Consider the following 19,695-nt stretch of genomic DNA (forward strand, 5'->3'; position numbering starts at 1 on the left):
CCAACCCTGCGGGGAGCGACCCCCCGCACCCTCACGCCGCGGCTCCGTCGGCTCAAGCTGACTGGTCACCGGTCCACGCCTCCCATCACGGGGTCGATCCCGGCCACGGCGACGATGACGTCCGCGACCTGTCCGCCCTCACACATCGCAGCCATGGACTGCAGGTTGGTGAAGCTGGGGTCGCGGAAGTGGACCCGGTAGGGGCGGGTGCCGCCGTCGCTGACGACATGGACGCCGAGCTCGCCCTTGGGCGACTCCACCGCCTCGTACGCCTGTCCGGCCGGGACCCGGAAGCCCTCGGTGACCAGCTTGAAGTGGTGGATCAGGGCCTCCATGGACTCGCCCATGATGGTCCGGATGTGGTCCAGCGAGTTGCCCATGCCGTCCGGTCCCAGCGAGAGCTGGGCCGGCCAGGCGATCTTCTTGTCGGCGACCATCACCGCGCCGCTCGCGCCGCGCAGCTGGTCCAGGCACTGCTCGACGATCCGCAGCGACTGCTCCATCTCGGCCAGCCGGATCAGGAAGCGGCCGTAGGAGTCGCAGGTGTCGGCGGTCGGGACCTCGAAGTCGTACTGCTCGTAGCCGCAGTAGGGCTGGGCCTTGCGGAGGTCGTGCGGCAGGCCGGTGGAGCGGAGGATCGGTCCGGTCGCGCCGAGCGCCATGCAGCCGGCCAGGTCCAGGTAGCCGACGTCGACCAGCCTGGCCTTGAAGACCGGGTTGTTGGTGGCCAGCTTGTCGTACTCGGGCATCCGCTTGCGGAGCAGCTTGACGCCCTCGCGGATCTGGTCCAGCGCGCCGGGCGGCAGGTCCTGCGCCAGGCCGCCGGGGCGGACGTAGGCGTGGTTCATCCGCAGCCCGGTGACCAGCTCGAAGATGTCGAGGATGACCTCGCGGTCGCGGAAGCCGTAGATCATCAGGGTGGTGGAGCCGATCTCCATCCCGCCGGTGGCGAGGCACACCAGGTGCGAGGAGATCCGGTTCAGCTCCATCATCAGCACTCGGATGACGGAGGCCCGTTCGGGGATGTCGGCGGTGACGCCGAGCAGCCGCTCGACCGCGAGGCAGTAGGCGGTCTCGTTGAACAGCGGGGTCAGGTAGTCCATCCGGGTCACGAAGGTCGTGCCCTGGGTCCAGTTCCGGAACTCCATGTTCTTCTCGATGCCGGTGTGCAGGTAGCCGATGCCGCAGCGGGCCTCGGTCACCGTCTCGCCGTCGATCTCCAGGATCAGCCGCAGCACGCCGTGGGTGGACGGGTGCTGCGGGCCCATGTTGACGATGATCCGCTCGTCGTCGGCCCTGGCCGCGGCGGTGACGATCTCGTCCCAGTCGCCGCCGGTGACGGTGTAGACCCGGCCCTCGGTGGTCTCCCGGCCGGCCGCCTCGGCCTGCCCGGTCTGCTCGGTCTGCTCGGTCGCGTGTGGTGTGGACATCAGTTGTACGACCTCCGCTGGTCGGGAGCCGGGATCTGCGCGCCCTTGTACTCGACGGGGATGCCACCGAGCGGGTAGTCCTTGCGCTGCGGGTGGCCCAGCCAGTCGTCCGGCATCATGATCCGCGTCAGCGCCGGGTGGCCGTCGAAGACGATGCCGAAGAAGTCGTAGGTCTCGCGCTCGTGCCAGTCGTTGGTCGGGTAGACCGCGAACGTCGAGGGCAGGTGCGGGTCCGCGTCGGGAGCGGTGGTCTCCACCCGGATCAGCCGGTTGTGGGTGATCGAGCGCAGGTGGTAGACGGCGTGCAGTTCGCGTCCGGGCTCGCCCGGGTAGTGCACGCCGCTGACACCGGTGCACAGTTCGAAGCGCAGCGCGGGGTCGTCCCGCAGCGTGCGCATCGCCGGGACCAGGTGCTCCCGGGCGATGTGGAAGGTGATCTCGCCGCGGTCGACCACGGTCTTCTCGATCACGTCCGCGACCTGGAGCCCCTGCTCCTCCAGCGCGCCCTCCAGCTCGTCGGCGACCTCGTCGAACCAGTCACCGCCGTAGGGGCGGGGGGTGGCGCCGGGCAGGACGATCGGGCTGACCAGCCGGCCGTAGCCGGAGGTGTCGCCGCTGCCGCCGCCCACTCCGTTGCCTCCGCCGAACATCCCGTGCCGGACGCCGACGATCTCCAACTCGGTGCCCTCGCGCGGGACCGGCACTCCGCTCTCGGTGCTGCCGCTCTCTGTGCTGTCGCTCACCGCAGCAGCCCCTTCATCTCGATCGTCGGGGTCGCCTTCAGCGCCAGCTCCTCGGCCTCCGCCTCGGCCTTCGCCTTCTGCGCGCCGAGCTTCTCGTGGCGGATCTGCTCGTGCAGCTTGAGGATCGCGTCCATCAGCATCTCCGGCCGGGGCGGGCAGCCGGGGAGGTAGATGTCGACCGGGATGATGTGGTCGACGCCCTGCACGATCGCGTAGTTGTTGAACATCCCGCCGGAGCTGGCGCAGACACCCATGGAGATGACCCACTTGGGGTTGGCCATCTGGTCGTAGACCTGGCGGACCACCGGGGCCATCTTCTGGCTGACCCGGCCCGCCACGATCATCAGATCGGCCTGGCGCGGGGAGCCGCGGAAGACCTCCATCCCGAAGCGGGCCAGGTCGTAGCGGCCGGCGCCGGTGGTCATCATCTCGATCGCGCAGCAGGCCAGGCCGAAGGTGGCGGGGAAGAGCGAGCTCTTGCGCACCCATCCGGCAGCCTGCTCGACCGAGGTGAGCAGGAAGCCGCTGGGCAGCTTCTCCTCAATACCCATCTGGTGTCCTCTCAGCTCTCGGTTCCGCTGTGGTCAGTCCCACTCCAGGCCCCCGCGCCGCCACACGTACGCATACGCGACGAAGACGGTGGCGATGAACAGCACCATCTCGACCAGGCCGAAGAGCCCGAGGGCGTCGAAGGTGACGGCCCACGGGTAGAGGAAGACGATCTCGATGTCGAAGACGATGAAGAGCATCGCCGTCAGGTAGTACTTGATGGGGAACCGGCCGCCCCCCACGGGCTGCGGAGTGGGCTCGATGCCGCACTCGTACGCCTCCAACTTGGCGCGGTTGTACCGCTTGGGGCCGGTCAGCGCGGCCATCGCCACGGAGCCGACCGCGAAGGCGGCGGCAAGGGCACCAAGTACCAGAATCGGCGCATATGCGTTCATACCGAACGACCTCCCAGGCGTCAGTCTGCGCCGACGTCCCTGTCGGTGACTGCGGGTCAGTACAGCTCGCGACCGTGATCCCCTCATGTGAGGCAGTTCACAAGGCCCCAAGACGGCTGCATCCTATGCCCGTTCACATGTGATCTGCGACACGGGCGTCAGCCCCTTCAATGTGATCTACGCCACCTGACGGATGATCAAGAAGTAATGACCGGGCAAAATCGGCCACCAGCCGTGTGCTTTCCTTCACAAGGCGTAGCGATTTATGCGATTTCCGCAGGTGGAGCGCCGATTCACTAGCAGACGCGAGTGATCCAAAGCAACTTTTGTCTCTACCATCCGGCCGTGCTAAAGAAACTCGCCCATCAGGGTGGACACCGTGGACGGCAGTTGACGGAATCATCCGTCCGTGGCCGGATTGCACCTTCCGGCCGGGCAGCACTCGGGGTGCGGCTGCCGGATCCGGGCCCCGGTGACCGCTCCGCCACATCCCCGCGCGCCCCCACAGGGGGACCGCTGTTCCCGGAGGTTCGCAGTTAGGGTGAAACCCGAAGCACCCACGGAGGAGGCAGCATGTCGGCCGAAGCATTCGAGACACCGGGATCCGGCGTTCCGGAGTACTCGTCCTGGGACGGTCTCCAGCAGTTGCCCGAGGAGGTCGCCGCGCAGATCGAACTGTGGGACCGGAAGGTCCTCTGGAACCGGCGCGGTCCGCTGGAACACCAGCAGTTCACCGTCCGGATGCGCAACGCCCTGGAGGCCGAAGCCCGCCGGGCCATGTCCGGCGGCTCCGCCGACGCCGGCTCCCGCGCCGCCGATCAGCGGTGCTGGCAGGTCGAGGTCGAGACCAATGTCTTCTTCACCCGTGACAAGTCCAGCTTCCTCACCCCGGACTTCCTGGTCCGGCGGTGCCTCCCGCGCGGGGCCGACACCCTCGCCGGCGACGTCGTCCTGGTCGGCGAGGTCCTGTCGGGATCGGACACCCCCAAGCGCCGGGCCTGGAAGACGGACCGGTATGCCGAGGCCGGCATCCCCTGGTACTGGGAGGTCGAACTCGACTCCCTGGGCAACTGGGACATCTCCGCGGTCAGGGCCTACGAACTCGTGACGCTGCCGACGCAGGGCCTCGCGGTCAAGCCGCTGCGCCCGTCCGTCTACGTCCCGGTCGGCGAATGGGAGCCCGGGGACGCGGGCATCGACTTCCCGGAGCCGTTCGGCATCCGCATCCCCTGGGCCGACCTCGCCTTCTGAGAACCGCCGGTCAGGCCCTCGGAGCCACCTTGGCCAGGCCGTTGATGATGCGGTCCATCGCGTCGCCGCCCTGCGGGTCGGTCAGGTTGGCCAGCAGCTTCAGCACGAAGCGCATCAGCATCGGGTGGGTCAGGCCGCGCTGCGCGGCCATCCGCATCACCAGCGGGTTGCCGATCGCCTTCACGAAGGCCCGGCCCAGCGAGTAGTAGCCGCCGTAGACCTCCTTGAGGATCCTCGGGTAGGCCTCCAGCGCCCGCTCCCGGCCCAGGTCGGTCTGCCGGGCCAGGGCCTGGACGATGACGCCGGCCGCGATCTGCCCGGATTCCATCGCATAGGCGATGCCCTCGCCGTTGAACGGGTTGACCATCCCGCCGGCGTCGCCGACCAGCAGGAAGCCCCGGGTGTAGTGCGGCTGCCGGTTGAAGGCCATCGGCAGCGCCGCGCCCCGGATCGGCTCGGTCATGTTCTCCGGGGTGTAGCCCCACTCCTCCGGCATGCCCGCGCACCACACCTTGAGCAGCTCGCGGTAGTCGATGTCCTTGAAGGAGGCGGTGGTGTTGAGCAGCCCCAGGCCGACGTTGCTGGTGCCGTCGCCCATGCCGAAGATCCAGCCGTAGCCGGGCAGCAGCTTCTCCTGGCCGCCGCGCCGGTCCCACAGCTCCAGCCAGGACTCCAGGTAGTCGTCGTCGCTGCGGGGCGAGTTGAAGTAGGTGCGGTAGGCGACGCCCATCGGCCGGTCCTCGCGCCGGTGCAGGCCCATGGCCAGCGAGAGCCGGGTGGAGTTGCCGTCCGCGGCGACCACCAGCGGCGCGCGGAAGACCACCTCGCGCTTGTCCGGGCCGAGCTTGGCGGTGACCCCGACCACCCGGCCGGAGCGCTCGTCCAGCACCGGGCCGGTGACGTTGCACTGCTGGTGCAGCTTGGCCCCGGCCTTCTCGGCCTGACGGGCCAGCAGCTCGTCGAAGTCGGCGCGCTTGCGGACCAGACCGTAGTCGGGGAAGCTCGCCAGCTCCGGCCAGTCCAGCTCCAGCCGGACCCCGCCGCCGATGATCCGCAGCCCCTTGTTGCGCAGCCAGCCGGCCTCCTCGGAGATGTCGATCCCCATGTCGACCAGCTGCTTGGTCGCGCGCGGCGTCAGGCCGTCGCCGCAGACCTTCTCCCGCGGGAACTGCGCCTTCTCCAGCAGCAGCACCTCCAGGCCCGACTGGGCCAGGTGGTACGCCGTGCTCGCCCCCGCAGGACCGGCGCCGACCACGATGACATCGGCCTCAGCCTCGATGGCGGCAGCCTCGCTCGCTGCGGTCTGCTGGGTCAGCTGCGACACCTGGGACTCCTGCTGCTCTCGTCGGAAGACTGTGGGCCCGCCCGGGGCCACCTCGCAGTCTAGGAGATGGTCGTGCGCGGCCGACGCCGAGCCGCACCCGTCAGCGGGTCACGGCGGGTCACGGCCGGAGGCCGCGGTGGAGGGCGACGATGCCGCCGGTGAGGTTGCGCCAGGCGACGGCGGACCAGCCGGCCTGCTGCAGCCGGGCGGCCAGGGCGGGCTGGTCCGGCCAGGCCCGGATGGAGTCGGCCAGGTAGACGTAGGCGTCCGGGTTGCTGCTGACGGCGGTGGCGACCGGCGGCAGCGCCCGCATCAGGTACTCGGTGTAGACGGTGCGGAAGGGCGACCAGACCGGGTGGCTGAACTCGCAGATGACGACCCGGCCACCGGGCTTGGTGACCCGCAGCAGCTCGCGCAGCGCGGCGTCGGTGTCCTGGACGTTGCGCAGCCCGAAGGAGATGGTGACCGCGTCGAACACGGCGTCGGCGAAGGGCAGCCGGGTGGCGTCGCCGGCGGTCAGCGGCAGCTCCGGGTGGCGGCGCTTGCCCTCGCGGAGCATCCCGAGCGAGAAGTCGCAGGGCACCACGGTCGCCCCGGCCTCGGCGAAGGGCAGCGAGGAGGTGGCGGTACCGGCCGCGAGGTCGAGCACGTACTCGCCGGGGCGGGCGTCGACGGCACGGGCGACGGCCTTGCGCCAGAGCCGGGTCTGGCCCAGCGAGAGCACGTCGTTGGTCAGGTCGTACTTGGCGGCCACGTCGTCGAACATCGAGGCGACTTCGTGCGGCTGCTTGTCCAGGGAGGCTCGGGTCACCTCCCCATTGTTCACCCAGTCACGCCCGGCGGTGGACCAGTCGTCCGGCCAGCACGGTCGCCACGCAGCTGCCGTCCTCGGCGAAGACCGCCAGGTCGGCGCGGGCACCGCGCTCCAGCGAGGGCGGACGGTCCAGCACCGCCAGGTTGTTGCGCTGCGCGGCGGCGCGCAGCGCGGGGTCGGCCAGGTGCTCGGCGCGCGCACCGGTCGCGCCGAGGCGCAGCAGGGCGTGCACCCGCTCGCGGGCGCTGGGCGCCTCCGGCAGCGGGCCCTCGTGCAGCAGTCCGGGGCCGAGCCGACCGCGCCAGCGGCGGACCCGGGCGGTCGGGTAGGCCGCGGCGACCTCGTCCGGGCTGCCGAGCGCGACGATCCGCTCGCCGTCGACTGCGACGGCGAGCGGCGGCTCCTGCGAGCCGGTGTGGATCGTCAGCACGGCTGTGTCAGTTGGCGTTGAGGAGCTTGAGCTCCGGATGCGCCGTGCCGCCCGCCCGTCGCCCGCCGCCACCCTTGTCCGAGTGGGCTGCGCCCACGCCTCCCCCTTCGATCGCGGTGGAGGCGATGTGCGAGTACGCGTGGTCGTTGACCGGGTCGTCGGCCGGGTCGTCGTGGATCACCAGGTGCTCGTAGGTGGTGGCGCGCTGGGCCGGCACCCGGCCGGCCGCGCGGATCAGGTTGATCAGCTCCATCCGGTTGGAGCGGTGCTTGGCCCCGGCGGAGGAGACCACGTTCTCCTCCAGCATCACCGAGCCGAGGTCGTCCGCACCGTAGTGCAGCGTCAGCTGGCCCATCTCCTTGCCGACGGTCAGCCAGGAGCCCTGGATGTGGGCGACGTTGTCGAGGAACAGCCGGGCGACCGCGATCAGCCGCAGGTACTCGATCAGCGTGGCCTGGGTGCGGCCCTTGAGGTGGTTGTTCTCCGGCTGGTAGGTGTACGGGATGAAGGCCCGGAAACCGCCGGTGCGGTCCTGGACGTCGCGGATCATGCGCAGGTGCTCGATCCGCTCGGCATTGGTCTCGCCGGTGCCCATCAGCATGGTGGAGGTGGACTCGACGCCCAGGTTGTGGGCGATCTCCATGATCTCCAGCCAGCGCTCGCCGGACTCCTTGAGCGGGGCGATGGCCTTGCGCGGGCGCTCGGGCAGCAGCTCCGCGCCGGCGCCGGCGAAGGAGTCGAGACCGGCCGCGTGGATCCGGCGGATGGCCTCCTCGGCGGTGACGCCGGAGATCCGCGACATGTGCTCGATCTCGGAGGCCCCGAGCGAGTGGATCACCAGCTGCGGGAAGTCCTTCTTGATCGCGGCGAAGGCCCGCTCGTAGTACTCGACGCCGTAGTCCGGGTGGTGGCCGCCCTGGAACATGATCTGGGTGCCGCCGAGCTCGACCGTCTCCGCGCAGCGCCGGAGGATCTCCTCCAGGTCACGCGACCAGCCCTTCTCGACGTCCTTGGGGGCGGCGTAGAAGGCGCAGAACTTGCAGGCGGTCACGCAGACGTTGGTGTAGTTGATGTTGCGCTCGATGATGTACGTCGCGATGTGCTCGGTGCCGGCGTAGCGACGGCGGCGCGCGGCGTCGGCCGCCGCGCCCAGCGCGTGCAGCGGGGCGTGCCGGTAGAGGTCGAGCGCCTCCTCCGGGCTGATCCGGCCGCCGCCGGCGGCCCGGTCGAGGACGGCCTGACGAGCGCTCTCGGCGGTCGTGGTGGGCATGCTCTCGGGCACCTTGGCGTCCTCTCGTACTGCACTGCTACGGGCATCGACCAGCCTACGCGAGCCCCCGGCGGGGCCGGGGGAGGGTCCGGCCCCGCGTCCGGTCCCGCATCCGCCCCTGCGTCCGGGGCGCCTCAGCGCTGCAGCAGGCTGATGTGCTCGGTGCTCATGCCGATCCGGTCGGCGAACTCCCGCAGCCCGGTCAGCTGCCGCTCGCCGAAGGAGAAGTCCAGCGCCTCGGCGTAGTAGCGGCGCAGCAGTTCCGCGTCGAAGGACTCCCAGCGGGCGGCCTGCTCGGCGACCTTGTCGACCTCCTCCATCGAGAGGTCCCGGGACTCCAGGAAGGCCCGGTGCACCTCGTGCACCTGCTCCGGCTCCCGGGCCAGGAAGTCGCGGCGGGCGGCCCAGACCGCGAAGACGAAGGGGAGGCCGGTCCACTGCTTCCACATCTCGCCCAGGTCGTGCACCTGCAGCCCCAGCCTCGGGGCCTCGTGCAGCGAGGCCCGCAGCGCGGCGTCGCCGATCAGCACCGCGGCGTCGGCCTCCTGCATCATCAGCGAGAGGTCCGGCGGACAGGTGAAGTAGTCGGGCTGCACCCGGTACTGCTCGGCGAGCAGCAGCTGGGCCAGCCGGACGGAGGTCCTGCTGGTCGAGCCGAGGGCGACCCGGCGGCCGTCCAGCTGCTCCAGCGGCACCTGGCTGACGATCAGGCAGGACAGCACCGGGCCGTCGCTGCCGACCGCGATGTCCGGCATGACCACCAGCTGATCCGCGTTGCGGAGGTACTCCACGCAGGTGATCGGGGAGATGTCGAGCTCTCCGGCGACCAGGGCGTCGCTCAGCCGTTCGGGGGTGTCCTTGGTCAGGTCCAGATCAAGGAGGGTCCCGGTCCGGGCCAGGCCCCAGTAGATCGGCAGGCAGTTCAGGAACTGGATGTGCCCCACCCGGGGGCGGACGGCGCTGCCGTTCGGGCTGCCGTTCGGTGCGGTGTCACGCTCGGTAGAAGTGTCCACATCCAGCACAGTAGCCCCGTGTATCCGGTGCGGTGCCCCCGTGTCCCGGCCCCCGATCGTCCCTGGCCGGGCGGGAACCTGCGTGCTAGGGTTTCTGCAGTTGCAGTTTGATTTCCCATGCAGTACTCAAGCCTGCGGAGCATGTGACCGCGGGCTTCTGTAGTTTTCAGAGCTTTGTCACAGAAGTACCTGAAGCGGGGATCAGCGCAGCGGACCGGGCGTCACGAGGTGTGGCGTCCATTCGTCCCTCGCAAGGAGAACGGTTATGGCGACCGGAACCGTCAAGTGGTTCAACGCCGAAAAGGGCTTCGGCTTCATCGCCCAGGACGGCGGCGGCCCCGACGTCTTCGTCCACTACTCCGCCATCAACGCGAGCGGCTTCCGCTCGCTGGAGGAGAACCAGCCGGTGGAGTTCGACGTCACGCAGGGCCCGAAGGGTCCGCAGGCGGAGAACGTCACCCCGGTCTGAACCCAACCACTGGTCAACCGCTCCTGATCAATCCCGATCGGGTCGCCTGATCCTCCGGTGGCTTCCGCAGCACCGACCCAAGAGGGCCCGCGTCCGCACCCCGGACGACGGGCCCTCTGCCTTGCCCCGGCTCGGCCGCCCCCTCAGAAGACCAGCACCGCCCGGGCCACCCGGGCGTGGTGGGTGTCGTCGGCGGCCCGGTCGAAGTCGTCCACCGGATAGGTGGCGGTGACCAGTTCGTCCAGCAGCAGCCGGCCCGAGCGGTACAGCCCGACATAGCGCGGGATGTCGGTCTGCGGACGCGAGGAGCCGTAGCGGCAGCCGAGGATCGACTTGTCCAGGAACAGCTCCGCCGGGCGGAAGCCGGCCTCCGTCGTCGGCGGGGTCATCCCCAGCAGCACCGCCTGGCCGTGCCGGTCGAGCAGGTCGATCGCCTGCCGGACCAGCGTCGGGCTGCCGACGCACTCGAAGGCGTGGTCGACCCCGGTCGGCAGCAGCGCCCGGACCGCCTCGACCGTGCTGCCGCCCGCCTCGGCCACCGCCCTGGCGTCGATGAAGTCGGTCGCGCCGAAGGTCCGGGCGACCTCCTCCTTGGCGGCCACCGCGTCCACCGCGACGATCCGCGAGGCTCCGGCGATCCGCGCGCCCTGGACGACGTTGAGCCCGATCCCGCCGCAACCGATCACCAGCACCGTGTCGCCCAGGCCGACCCGGGCCCGGTTCAGCACCGCGCCGACGCCGGTCACCACGCTGCAGCCGATCAGCGCGGCCGAGGCGAAGGGGATCTCCGGGTCGATCCGGACCGCCTGCACCGCCTTCACCACCGTCCGTTCGGCGAAGACCGAGGCCGAGGCGAAGTTGTGGAGCGGGGTGTTCGGCTCCGAGGCGCGGGTGAACGGCTTGGTCGGCCGGCCGATGGCGAACCGGCACATGGTCGGCCGCCCCTGCCCGCACTCCGGGCAGGCGCCGCAGTTGGCGATGGTGGACAGCGCGACATGGTCGCCCGGGGCGACGTTGGCGACGCCCTCGCCGACGGCCTCGACCGTGCCCGCGCCCTCGTGGCCGAGGACCACCGGGACCGGGAACGGGATCGTCCCGTTGATCACCGACAGGTCGCTGTGGCAGAGCCCGGCGGCGGCGATCCGCACCAGGACCTCGCCAGGACCCGGGTCGCGGACCGCGAGATCGTCCACCACCCGGGCCGCCCTGCCGTCGAAGATGACGCCTTTCATCGGTTCCCCTCACGGTTGGTGATGGTTGGTCAGGACTGCCAGACCAGCGCCTGCAGCTCGCTGTAGGCGTGCAGCGCGAAGGAGCCGCAGTCGCGGGCCACCCCGCTCTGCTTGAAGCCGCCGAAGGGCGCCTCCGGGTGGCGCTGGACGGTGTTGATGCCGACGCTGCCGCTGCGCAGCCGCCCGGCGAGGGCGTAGGCGCGGGCGGTGTCGCGGGAGAAGACGTAGTCGTAGAGGCCGAACTCGGTGGAGTTGGCCAGTGCGACGGCCTCCTCCTCCTCGTCGAAGGGCAGCACCACCACGACCGGTCCGAAGATCTCCTCGCGGGCCGCCGCCATCCCCGGGGTGACGTCGGCCAGCAGCGTCGGGGCGACGTAGAAGCCGGTCCCGGGGACGGCCTGGGCGCCCTCGACCCGCTCCTTGCGGGTGCCGCCGGCGACCAGCCGCGCGCCCTCGGCCAGCGCCCCGGCGATGTACCCCTCCACCCGGTCCCGGTGCGCGGCGGTGATCAGCGGGCCGACCACCGTGCCCGGCAGCAGCGGGTCGCCGAGCGGCAGCGCCGCGGCGAAGCGGGCCAGTCCGGCCAGCAGCTCCTCCTGGCGTGAGCGGTGGACCAGCACCCGGGTCGGCGCGGTGCAGATCTGCCCGGAGTGGAAGGCCCAGGTCGAGCCGACGGCCGGGACCACCTGGGCCAGGTCGGCGTCGGCCAGCACCACCGCCGCGCCCTTGCCGCCGAGTTCCAGCAGCAGCCGCTTCATGCTCGCCCCGCCGTCCGCGGCGATCCGTCGGCCGACCCCGGTCGAGCCGGTGAAGCTGACCATGTCGACCTCGGGCGAGGCCACCAGCGCCGCCCCGACCCCGGGGCCGGAGCCGGTGACGACATTGAGGATCCCGGGCGGCGCCCCCGCCTCCTCGAAGATCTCGCCCAGCCGCAGGCAGGTCAGCGGATCCTGCGGGGCCGGCTTGGCGACCACGGTGTTGCCCATCGCCAGCGCCGGCGCCAGCTTCCCGGCCAGGTTGACGATCGGGAAGTTGTAGGAGGTGATGCAGCCGACGACGCCGACGGGCCGGCGGGCGGCCACCGAGTTGGTCAGCCCCCCGGACGCCAGCGCGGTCGCGCCGACCGGCACCGGGGCGAAGGGGAGCAGCGCGGGTTCCAGCGCGCCCCTGGCGTAGCGGCGGAACCGGTCGGCGACCACCGGCAGTTGCATCGACGAGGCCACCCGGATGGTCGCCCCGGTCTCCTGCTGGAGCAGCGGCACGAAGTCCTCGACGTGCGCCAGCACCGCGTCCGCGATCCGCTCCAGCACGGCGGCGCGTTCGGCCGGGGAGGTCCGGGACCAGCCCTCGTAGGCCCGGCGGGCGGCGGCCACGGCGTCCGCCACGTCGGCGGCCGAGGCCTCGGGCGCGTGGCCGACCACCCGCTCGGTGGCCGGGTCGACGACGGGGTAGCTGCCGTCGCCGCCCTCGCGCCAGGCGCCGTCGATGTAGAGCCGGTGGGTGGCTGGGGTACTGCCGGTCATGGCTTTCCTTCCGGGTCACGGCTGGTCGGGGCGCGGGTCCTGGTTGGTCGGGGCGGCCGCCGGTTGCGGGCGCGGCTCGCGGGGCAGTCGGAGCACCCGCTCGGCGATGAGGTTGCGCTGGACCTGGTCGCTGCCGCCGTAGACGGTGTCCGCCCGGGAGAACAGCAGCCGGTGCTGGTCGGCGGTGAGCGGGTAGCGGCCGGGGAGGTGGGGGCCGGGGGCGGTCGCCCCGGCCGGGCCGAGGACCGCCAGCGCCAGCTCGCCGAGCCGCTGGTGCCAGCCGCCCCACAGCAGCTTGGCCACCGCCGCCGAGCCCGGCTCGGCGGTGCCGAGGGTGCGCAGCGCATTGCAGCGCAGCGCGTGCAGGTCGGCCCACTGCCGGGTGAGCCGCTCCCGCAGCACCGGGTCGCCGACCGCGCCGGTCCGCACCGCCGTGGCCAGCACCGCCTCGAACTCCCGGGCGTAGCCGATCTGCCGGCCCAGCATCCCCGCGCCGCGCTCGAAGGAGAGCAGCGCCATCGCCACCCGCCAGCCGTCCCCGGGCGCGCCGAGGACGTCGGCGGCGGCGGCCCGCGCACCGTCGAAGAAGACCTCGCTGAACTCGGACGCCCCGTCCAGCTGCCGGATCGGCCGCACCTCGATCCGGTCCGGCTGGTCCATCGGCAGCAGCAGCAGGCTCAGCCCGTGGTGCCGGTGCGAGCCCGGTTCGGTCCGGGCCAGGACGAAGCACCAGTCGGCCCACTGCGAGAGCGAGGTCCAGGTCTTCTGCCCGGTCACCAGCCAGTCCGCGTCCGCAGCTCCGGTCTCGCGCCGGGCGCCGGTGCGGACGGCCGCCAGGTCGGAGCCGGCCCCCGGCTCGCTGTAGCCCTGGCACCAGATCTCCGTGCCCGCCGCGATCGGCGGCAGGAAGCGCTCCCGCTGCGCCCTGCTGCCGAAGCGCAGCAGCGTCGGCGCGAGCAGGTGCTCGCCGACGATGCCCAGCGGGGCCGGGCCCCGGGCGCGGGCGTACTCCTCGGCCCAGACCACCTGCCGGGTGAGCGCGCCCTCGGACCAGCCCAGGCCGATCCAGCCGCCGGCCCCCAACTCCTGCTCCCAGGACCGGCGCCGGTCGGGGTCGAGCTCGGTCGGGCCGACGTCGGTGCACAGGTCGGCGAAGGGCGCACCGGCGCCGTCCAGCCGCTCGGCCAGCCAGGTCCGCGCCCGCGCGCGGAACGCCTCGTCCTCGGCGCTGAAGGAGAAGTCCATCTCGGTGGTCGGTCCCTTCCCTGGTCGACTGCCGGGTGGGGCGGTCAGGCGTTGGGGCGCTGCTTGGCCGCGGCGGCCCGCGCCATCGCGTCCAGTTGGGCGAGCATCGGCATCGGGTCGCTGCCCACCGCCCCCGGCAGCGCCTCGGCGATGCGCTCCGGCGTCCAGCCGCCGCCCTCGGCGTACATCGAGCGGAGTTCGCGCGGCTGCGCCCAGACCGCGATCTTCGGGCCGGCGACGGTGTAGACCTGCCCGGTGATCCCGGCGGCCCGCGCCGAGAGCAGGTAGACCACGAGGGCGGCGACGTCCTCGGGCTCGCCGATCTCGGTGAGCTCCATCGGGACGTTGGCGGACATCCGGGTCCGGGCCACCGGGGCCACGCAGTTGGCGGTCACCCCGTACTTGTGCAGCCCGAGCGCGGCGCTGCGGACCAGCGAGATGACACCGCCCTTGGCCGCGCTGTAGTTGGCCTGGCTGACGCTCCCGGTGTGGTTGCCGCTGGTGAAGCCGACCAGCGTGCCGCCGCCCTGGGCCCGCATCAGCGCGGCGGCGGCGCGGAAGACGGTGAAGGTGCCCTTGAGGTGGGTGTCGACGACGCCGTCCCACTCCTCCTCGGACATGTTGAACAGCATCCGCTCGCGCAGGATGCCGGCCACGCAGACGACGCCGTCCAGCCGGCCCCAGCGCTCGACCGCGGCGGCGACCACCCGGGCTCCCCCGGCCATGGTGGAGACGTCGTCGGCGACCGCCACCGCCTCGCCCCCGGCCGCCTCGATCTCCTTGACCACGGCCGCCGCGACCTCGCTGGTCGGGTTTCCGCCGTCCATGGCGACGCCGTAGTCGTTGACGACCACCCTGGCCCCCTCCGCGGCGCAGCCGAGCGCGACCGCGCGGCCGATCCCGCGCCCCGCGCCGGTCACCGCGATCACCCGGCCTTGCAGGAAGTCACCCACGTCGTACCCCTCCTCAGGTTTCTGACGGACCGTTAGATTCTAGGAGCGAGGGCGGGGCGAGGCCATAGCTGAGTGGTCGTCAGATTTCCCCGGCCCTGCTCGCGCCCACCGCACCGCTTCACACCCACCGCTACCGACGGAGGCACCCGTGGCCGCTCCCAACGACTTCGACGAGTTCCGCGAGATCGCCAAGCGCGTCAACAACTGGGGCCGCTGGGGCGCTTCGGACGAGATCGGCACACTGAACCTGATCACCCCGGAGGCGGTCCGCGCCGCCGTCGCGACGGTGCGCTCCGGCCGCCGGTTCCCGCTGGCGCTACCGCTCCGGCAGCAGGGCGTGCAGAACGGCCTGATCCCCGGCCGGGTCAACCCGCTGCACACCATGACCGCGCTGAACTGGGAGATGTTCGGCCCCGGCGCCATCGCCACCAGCGACGACGTGGCCACCCTCGGACTCCAGGCCGGGACCCACTGGGACGGCCTCGGCCATGTCAGCCACGGCAACCGGATCTACAACAACCGGCCGGCCGACAGCGCGATCACCGCCCACGAGGGCGCGGTCCGCAGCGGCGTCGAGAAGGCCGGTCCGGTGCTCGGCCGGGGCGTGCTGCTGGACGTGGCCCGGGCCCTCGGAGCGGGCAGGCTGGAGCCGGGCCACCCGGTGACCGCCGAGGAGCTGGACGCGGCCGAGGAACTGGCCGGGACCGAGGTCCGCAGCGGCGACCTGGTACTGGTGCGCACCGGGCAGGTCCAGCTGTACCTGGGCGGCGACCGGGACGCCTACGCCTTCCCCTCCCCCGGCCTCTCGCTGTCCACGCCGGCCTGGTTCCACGCCCGTGACGTGGCGGCGGTCGCCAACGACACCCTCACCTTCGAGATCTTCCCGCCCGAGATCGACGGCCTCTATCTGCCGGTGCACGCCCTGGACCTCGTGGAGATGGGCATGATGCAGGGCCAGAACTGGAACCTGGAGGCGCTGGCGGCGGACTGCGCCGAGGACGGGCAGTACGCGTTCCTGCTGTCCGCACCGCCGGAGCCCTTCGTCGGCGGCGTGGGGGCCCCGGTCGCCCCGGTCGCGGTCAAGTAGCCGCCGAACCGGCCCACAGAACGGGTGGCGAGACGCCGTGCAGATCGGACGGCCTGCCCGGAGTCCCGCCACCCGGCCCCGACGCCTGGACTCCGTACGCATACGGACTCTGCCCTGACCCGCGCCGACCCGGCCCACTCTCGCCAAGGACGCTCCCCATCGACCAGTGGTCGAACACGCCCTCAACGTCCCCTCGCAGCGAGCCGTTGACTCCAAGCGTGATCAGCCGACCACGCCACGTCAATGCCTTGTCCGTGATTCGGATTGGTTGCGTACGCTTTCGGTCGTCGGGAAATTCGCAAGTTGGCCGGAATCGACCGGCCGTCACGCCGGGCCGGGACAACCCGCCGAATCGTTCCGCCCCACGGCTCCCACGCCGACCGTCGGCACTCGATCATTCCACCGAATCAGGCTTCCCACCAGCATGCGGAGCAGGTCCGGAGGACCGTCGCGAGCCGCCCCGGCAGCCGACCCGATCGGTCCAGGCACCGGACCGTGCGCGCACGTCCGCCGCCGCCCGTCGACCCTCCGGACCGGCCGGGGTTACCGGGGCGTATGCCGCCCGAGACCGAATTGTGGCCGAGCCGGAGCGGCCGACAGACCCCCGGAACGGCACGGCGGGCCCCGGCGAATGCCGCCGGACCGCCCACATAATTGCCGCTCGGTTTCCGCGCGGTGGCGGATTGCCGCAATGGCGGAATACCGCAGCGGATTCACGGCGCCGCCGATATTCGGCGCGCTCCCGGCCGACGGACGGCGGTGCGGCGGTCGGGCGGTGCGGCGGTCCGGCAGTGCGGCGGTGGCGGCTCAGCCCACCAGCAGATGGAGTCCGGGGACGCCGGCGCCCTGCCGGGCTTCGCCGGCGGTGCCGGCCGCGCTCTGCGGCTCGATCTCGCACCAGACGCGCTTCCCGACGCCGTCCGGGTGCCAGCCCCAACGGTCGGTCAGACACTCGACCAGTTCCAGGCCCCGGCCGTTGGTGGCCTCGCTGCGGGTGTGCCTCGGCAGCGGCGGCTGGTCGCTGGCGTCCGCGACCTCGACCCGGACCGGGCGCCGCTCCGCGTCCCGGCCGACCGGGAAGACCAGGCGCAGCACGGCCGGTGAGCCGGTGTGCACCACCGCGTTGGTCACCAGTTCGGAGACCACCAGCACCAGCGTCTCGGCAAGCGGCGCGTCAGGGTCCACACCGCAGCTCTGCAATCGGGTCCGGGTCCAGCGCCGGGCTCGCCCGACCTCGGCCGGATCGGCCTGCACCGCGATCTGCACCTGTAGCACCTGCACCGCTCACACCACCCGTACTTGCGGGATCAGTCGTGCCTTGGAAAACACGGGGGTGCTGGGACTCTGCGGACAGCTTCCCTCCCCGGATCTGATCCAGGATGATTCGCCCACGCCGGCCGGAGCAAGCGCTTCAGGCATATTCCAACATTGGGACCGCCCCGGGGTGCATACTGCCCCCGCCGGCCCGACTGCCACTGCGGCGGACCGCGGCGGCGTCAGCGGAGGGCGCCCGACCTGCTGCGCAGGACGGTTCCTACGCCCTGCACGCCGAGACAGCTCCCGATTCGTCCGCACTCATGGAGCGTAGCCGAACCGTAACCGGATCACCGGCAACCGGCTGGCGTCCGGACAAAACCACCCTTCCTACAAGTGTCCACAGTCTCCCCACAGTGGTCGTCACCCACCGTCGCCGCACCCGTCCCGCACAGCTGCCGCTGTCACAACAGCAACTGACGGGACAGCAGTTCGGCGCACTCCTCGCTGTCGGCGAAGCTGTGCTGCCACACCCAGGAACGTTTCAGCAGGAGCTGGACGTCCGCCTCCCAGGTGAACCCCATTCCGCCGTGCACCTGGAGACAGTCGCGCGCGCCGCGCACCGCCGCCTCGTCGGCGAGCAGCTTCGCCCCGGCCACCGCCGCGCGGGCCGCGGGGGTCGCTCCGTCCGCGTCCAGCACCACCGCTGCCGCCCGCACCGCCACCCGGGCCGGTTCCAACCGCGCCAGCATGTCGGCGCACAGGTGTTGCACCGCCTGGAAGGCCCCGATCGGTTGTCCGAACTGCTCGCGCCGCCCGGCGTGGACCACCGCCGACCTGACCGCCCGGTCCGCCAGCCCGACCTGCAGCGCGGCGGTCAGCAGCGTCCCCTCGGTCCACACCAGGGCGGCGTCGGCCCGGTCCAGGAGGGTGCCGGACGGGAGCGCCGCGTCCACCCGCCACAGGGGGGTGAGCGGGTCGACCGCGCGCACCGGCTCCGCCCCGGCGGCCACCTCCGCCGGGTCGACCCGGCGCAGCTCGCCCGAGCCGGTGTCCAGGACCAGCAGCAGATCGAGCCTGGGCAACTGCTCGACCAGCAACGGGCCGCGCCCGGCCGGCAGCCGTACCAGCGCGGCCGTGCCGTCGAGCCCGAGCGCCCCGGCCAGTTCGGTGGCGACCAGCGGCCCGGGTACCAGTGCCCGTCCCAGCTCCTCGAAGACCAGCACCGCCTCGGCCAGTCCCAGCCCCAGCCCGTCCGAACCGGCCCGCCCGTCCGACCCGTCCGCCCCGTCGGGTCCGCGCAGCCCGAACACCCCCGCCCGTCGCAGCTCCGCCCAGAGGACGGGGTCGGGACCGCCGCCGTCATCGTCGACAGCGGCGCGCAGCCGCTCCGGCCCGAACCGGCCCGCCAGCAGCGCGCGTACCGCGGCCTGCAGCTCCCGCTGTTCGACCGTCAGTCGAAAGTCCATCAGCTCCCCCTGGTCGCGGATCGAGGCTTCGGCAGGCCGAGGATCCGCTGGGCCACGATGCTGCGCTGGATCTGCGAGGTGCCGGCGGCGATGGTGTAGGAGAGGCCCTGCAGCCGCTGCCCGGTCCAGTCCTCCTCCTCCCCGACCGCTCCCAGCAGCAGGGATCCGCTGCCGAGGACCTCGGCGGCCAGGTCGTACAGCTCCTGCCGGGCCTCGGAGAAGCGCAGCTTGAAGACCGAGGCCCCGGCGCCCGGCACCGCGTCGCCACCGGTGCGGGCCGCCGCGGCGGCCGCCTCCGAGACGTTCCACTGGACCAGCCGCCACAGCGCGTCGAACTGTCCGGCCAGCAGCCCGAAGCGGCGGCGCAGCACCGCGTCCGTCCACGCCCCCTCGGTCTCGGCCAGCCGGGCCAGTCGGCCGAGGGTCCGGCGGCAGGCCACCACCTCGGCCGCGAAGGCCGTCCCCCGCTCGAAGGAGAGGGTGACCATGGTGACCCGCCAGCCGTCGTTCTCGGCGCCCACCCGGTTGCTGACCGGCACCCGCACCTCGTCCAGGAACAGTTCGGCGAACTCCGTGGTCCCGGCCAGGGTGCGCAGCGGCCGGACGGTCACCCCCGACGCGTCCATGGGCAGGATCAGCCAGCTGATGCCCTGGTGCCTGGGCGCCTCGGGGTCGGTGCGGACCAGCAGTTCGCACCAGTCGGCGACCTCGGCGTGCGAGGTCCAGATCTTGCTGCCGGTGACCACGTAGTGGTCGCCGTCCCGCACCGCGCGGGTGCGCAGGGCGGCGAGGTCGGAGCCCGCGTCGGGCTCGCTGAAGCCCTGGCACCAGATCTCCTCGCCCCGGAGGATCGGCGGCAGGTAGCGTCGCCGCTGCTCGGGCGTGCCCTCGGCGACGATGGTCGGCCCCGCGTGGAGCAGCCCGACGAAGTTCGCCCCGACGTAGGGGGCGCCGGCCCGCTCGGTCTCCTCCAGCAGGATCAGGTGCTCGACCGGTCCGGCGCCGCGTCCGCCGGCCTCGGCCGGCCAGTGCACCCCGGCATAGCCGGCCTCGTACAACTGCCGCTGCCAGGCCGTGTCGTAGGCGCGCCGGGCGGGCCAGTCGGCGGGGTCGGGCGGCGGTCCGAGCTCGGCCATGGCCTTCGCCAGCCAGCTCCGCAGCCCGCACCGGAACCCGGCCTCGGCAGGGGTGTCGCTCAGGTCCACGGCGCGTGCCTCTCTCCGGAGCAGTGGGGTGGCGGGCGG

General features: G+C 72.1%; 19 protein-coding genes. 3 read left to right on the forward strand and 16 right to left on the reverse strand.

What is annotated here, in order from left to right; all coding sequences use genetic code 11:
- Positions 1-65 precede the first annotated feature (65 nt).
- Genes BS75_RS17720 through BS75_RS17735 form a run of 4 tightly spaced genes read right to left on the reverse strand, consistent with a single transcriptional unit; the run spans position 66 to position 3,117 of the window.
- Complete coding sequence (locus BS75_RS17720; protein ID WP_034088931.1) at positions 66-1,430, reverse strand: NADH-quinone oxidoreductase subunit D; 1,365 nt, start codon at positions 1,428-1,430, stop codon at positions 66-68.
- Positions 1,430-2,134 carry an NADH-quinone oxidoreductase subunit C gene (locus BS75_RS17725; RefSeq protein ID WP_034093258.1) on the reverse strand — a complete coding sequence of 235 codons (705 nt, stop codon included), beginning with the start codon at positions 2,132-2,134 and terminating at the stop codon, positions 1,430-1,432. Before BS75_RS17725 ends, BS75_RS17720 begins: the two co-directional genes overlap by 1 nt.
- Before the next feature lie 35 nt (positions 2,135-2,169).
- Positions 2,170-2,724: a NuoB/complex I 20 kDa subunit family protein gene (locus tag BS75_RS17730; protein ID WP_034088932.1), complete on the reverse strand. Its 555-nt coding sequence runs from the start codon at positions 2,722-2,724 to the stop codon at positions 2,170-2,172.
- 33 nt (positions 2,725-2,757) lie between these two features.
- Entirely contained in the window at positions 2,758-3,117 is a 360-nt protein-coding gene (locus BS75_RS17735) for an NADH-quinone oxidoreductase subunit A (RefSeq protein WP_034088933.1), read from the reverse strand.
- A gap of 573 nt (positions 3,118-3,690) precedes the next feature.
- Between BS75_RS17735 and BS75_RS17740 the strand changes: the two genes are divergently transcribed.
- Entirely contained in the window at positions 3,691-4,368 is a 678-nt protein-coding gene (locus BS75_RS17740) for a Uma2 family endonuclease (RefSeq protein WP_034088934.1), read from the forward strand.
- A gap of 10 nt (positions 4,369-4,378) precedes the next feature.
- Here the strand turns inward: BS75_RS17740 and BS75_RS17745 are convergent, their stop codons facing one another.
- From BS75_RS17745 to BS75_RS17765, 5 genes are all read right to left on the reverse strand, one after another.
- On the reverse strand, positions 4,379-5,683 hold the full coding sequence (locus BS75_RS17745; protein ID WP_034093259.1) for a geranylgeranyl reductase family protein: 1,305 nt from the start codon (positions 5,681-5,683) through the stop codon (positions 4,379-4,381).
- A 127-nt stretch (positions 5,684-5,810) separates the two neighbouring features.
- Complete coding sequence (locus BS75_RS17750; protein WP_034088935.1) at positions 5,811-6,503, reverse strand: demethylmenaquinone methyltransferase; 693 nt, start codon at positions 6,501-6,503, stop codon at positions 5,811-5,813.
- Positions 6,504-6,522: 19 nt separating this feature from the next.
- Positions 6,523-6,936, reverse strand: coding sequence for an imidazolonepropionase-like domain-containing protein (locus tag BS75_RS17755; protein WP_034088936.1), 414 nt, complete (start codon positions 6,934-6,936; stop codon positions 6,523-6,525).
- 7 nt (positions 6,937-6,943) lie between these two features.
- Positions 6,944-8,206 (reverse strand): cyclic dehypoxanthinyl futalosine synthase, encoded by a 1,263-nt coding sequence (gene mqnC / locus BS75_RS17760; protein WP_081983302.1) that lies wholly within the window; start codon positions 8,204-8,206, stop codon positions 6,944-6,946.
- A gap of 134 nt (positions 8,207-8,340) precedes the next feature.
- The gene (locus tag BS75_RS17765) at positions 8,341-9,219 is read right to left on the reverse strand and encodes a menaquinone biosynthetic enzyme MqnA/MqnD family protein (protein ID WP_042438192.1); all 879 of its coding nucleotides are present in this window, start codon (positions 9,217-9,219) and stop codon (positions 8,341-8,343) included.
- Between the two features lie 265 nt (positions 9,220-9,484).
- Here BS75_RS17765 and BS75_RS17770 point away from each other — a divergent pair, with 265 nt between their 5' ends.
- Positions 9,485-9,688 (forward strand): cold-shock protein, encoded by a 204-nt coding sequence (locus tag BS75_RS17770; protein ID WP_034088937.1) that lies wholly within the window; start codon positions 9,485-9,487, stop codon positions 9,686-9,688.
- A 143-nt stretch (positions 9,689-9,831) separates the two neighbouring features.
- Here BS75_RS17770 and BS75_RS17775 read toward each other — a convergent pair whose 3' ends face one another.
- From BS75_RS17775 to BS75_RS17790, 4 genes are read right to left on the reverse strand one after another with little or no spacing between them, the layout of a single operon-like run.
- Positions 9,832-10,920, reverse strand: coding sequence for a Zn-dependent alcohol dehydrogenase (locus tag BS75_RS17775; protein ID WP_034088938.1), 1,089 nt, complete (start codon positions 10,918-10,920; stop codon positions 9,832-9,834).
- A gap of 29 nt (positions 10,921-10,949) precedes the next feature.
- Positions 10,950-12,443: an aldehyde dehydrogenase family protein gene (locus BS75_RS17780; RefSeq protein WP_034088939.1), complete on the reverse strand. Its 1,494-nt coding sequence runs from the start codon at positions 12,441-12,443 to the stop codon at positions 10,950-10,952.
- Between the two features lie 15 nt (positions 12,444-12,458).
- Entirely contained in the window at positions 12,459-13,688 is a 1,230-nt protein-coding gene (locus BS75_RS17785) for an acyl-CoA dehydrogenase family protein (protein WP_042438161.1), read from the reverse strand.
- A gap of 44 nt (positions 13,689-13,732) precedes the next feature.
- Complete coding sequence (locus tag BS75_RS17790) at positions 13,733-14,641, reverse strand: SDR family oxidoreductase (protein WP_034088940.1); 909 nt, start codon at positions 14,639-14,641, stop codon at positions 13,733-13,735.
- A gap of 148 nt (positions 14,642-14,789) precedes the next feature.
- Here BS75_RS17790 and BS75_RS17795 point away from each other — a divergent pair, with 148 nt between their 5' ends.
- A complete protein-coding gene (locus tag BS75_RS17795; protein WP_034088941.1) occupies positions 14,790-15,728 on the forward strand; it encodes a cyclase family protein in 939 nt (312 codons plus the stop codon).
- A gap of 807 nt (positions 15,729-16,535) precedes the next feature.
- Here BS75_RS17795 and BS75_RS17800 read toward each other — a convergent pair.
- The 3 genes from BS75_RS17800 to BS75_RS17810 all read right to left on the reverse strand — a co-directional run bounded on the left by BS75_RS17800 (position 16,536) and on the right by BS75_RS17810 (position 19,656).
- Positions 16,536-17,009 carry an ATP-binding protein gene (locus BS75_RS17800; protein WP_034088942.1) on the reverse strand — a complete coding sequence of 158 codons (474 nt, stop codon included), beginning with the start codon at positions 17,007-17,009 and terminating at the stop codon, positions 16,536-16,538.
- A 437-nt stretch (positions 17,010-17,446) separates the two neighbouring features.
- Positions 17,447-18,451, reverse strand: a complete 1,005-nt coding sequence (locus BS75_RS17805) for an acyl-CoA dehydrogenase (protein WP_034088943.1) — start codon at positions 18,449-18,451, stop codon at positions 17,447-17,449.
- On the reverse strand, positions 18,451-19,656 hold the full coding sequence (locus tag BS75_RS17810) for an acyl-CoA dehydrogenase family protein (protein WP_034088944.1): 1,206 nt from the start codon (positions 19,654-19,656) through the stop codon (positions 18,451-18,453). Before BS75_RS17810 ends, BS75_RS17805 begins: the two co-directional genes overlap by 1 nt.
- Positions 19,657-19,695 lie beyond the last annotated feature (39 nt).

The organism is Streptacidiphilus albus JL83, assembly GCF_000744705.1.
GTDB classification, from domain to species: Bacteria; Actinomycetota; Actinomycetes; order Streptomycetales; family Streptomycetaceae; genus Streptacidiphilus; species Streptacidiphilus albus.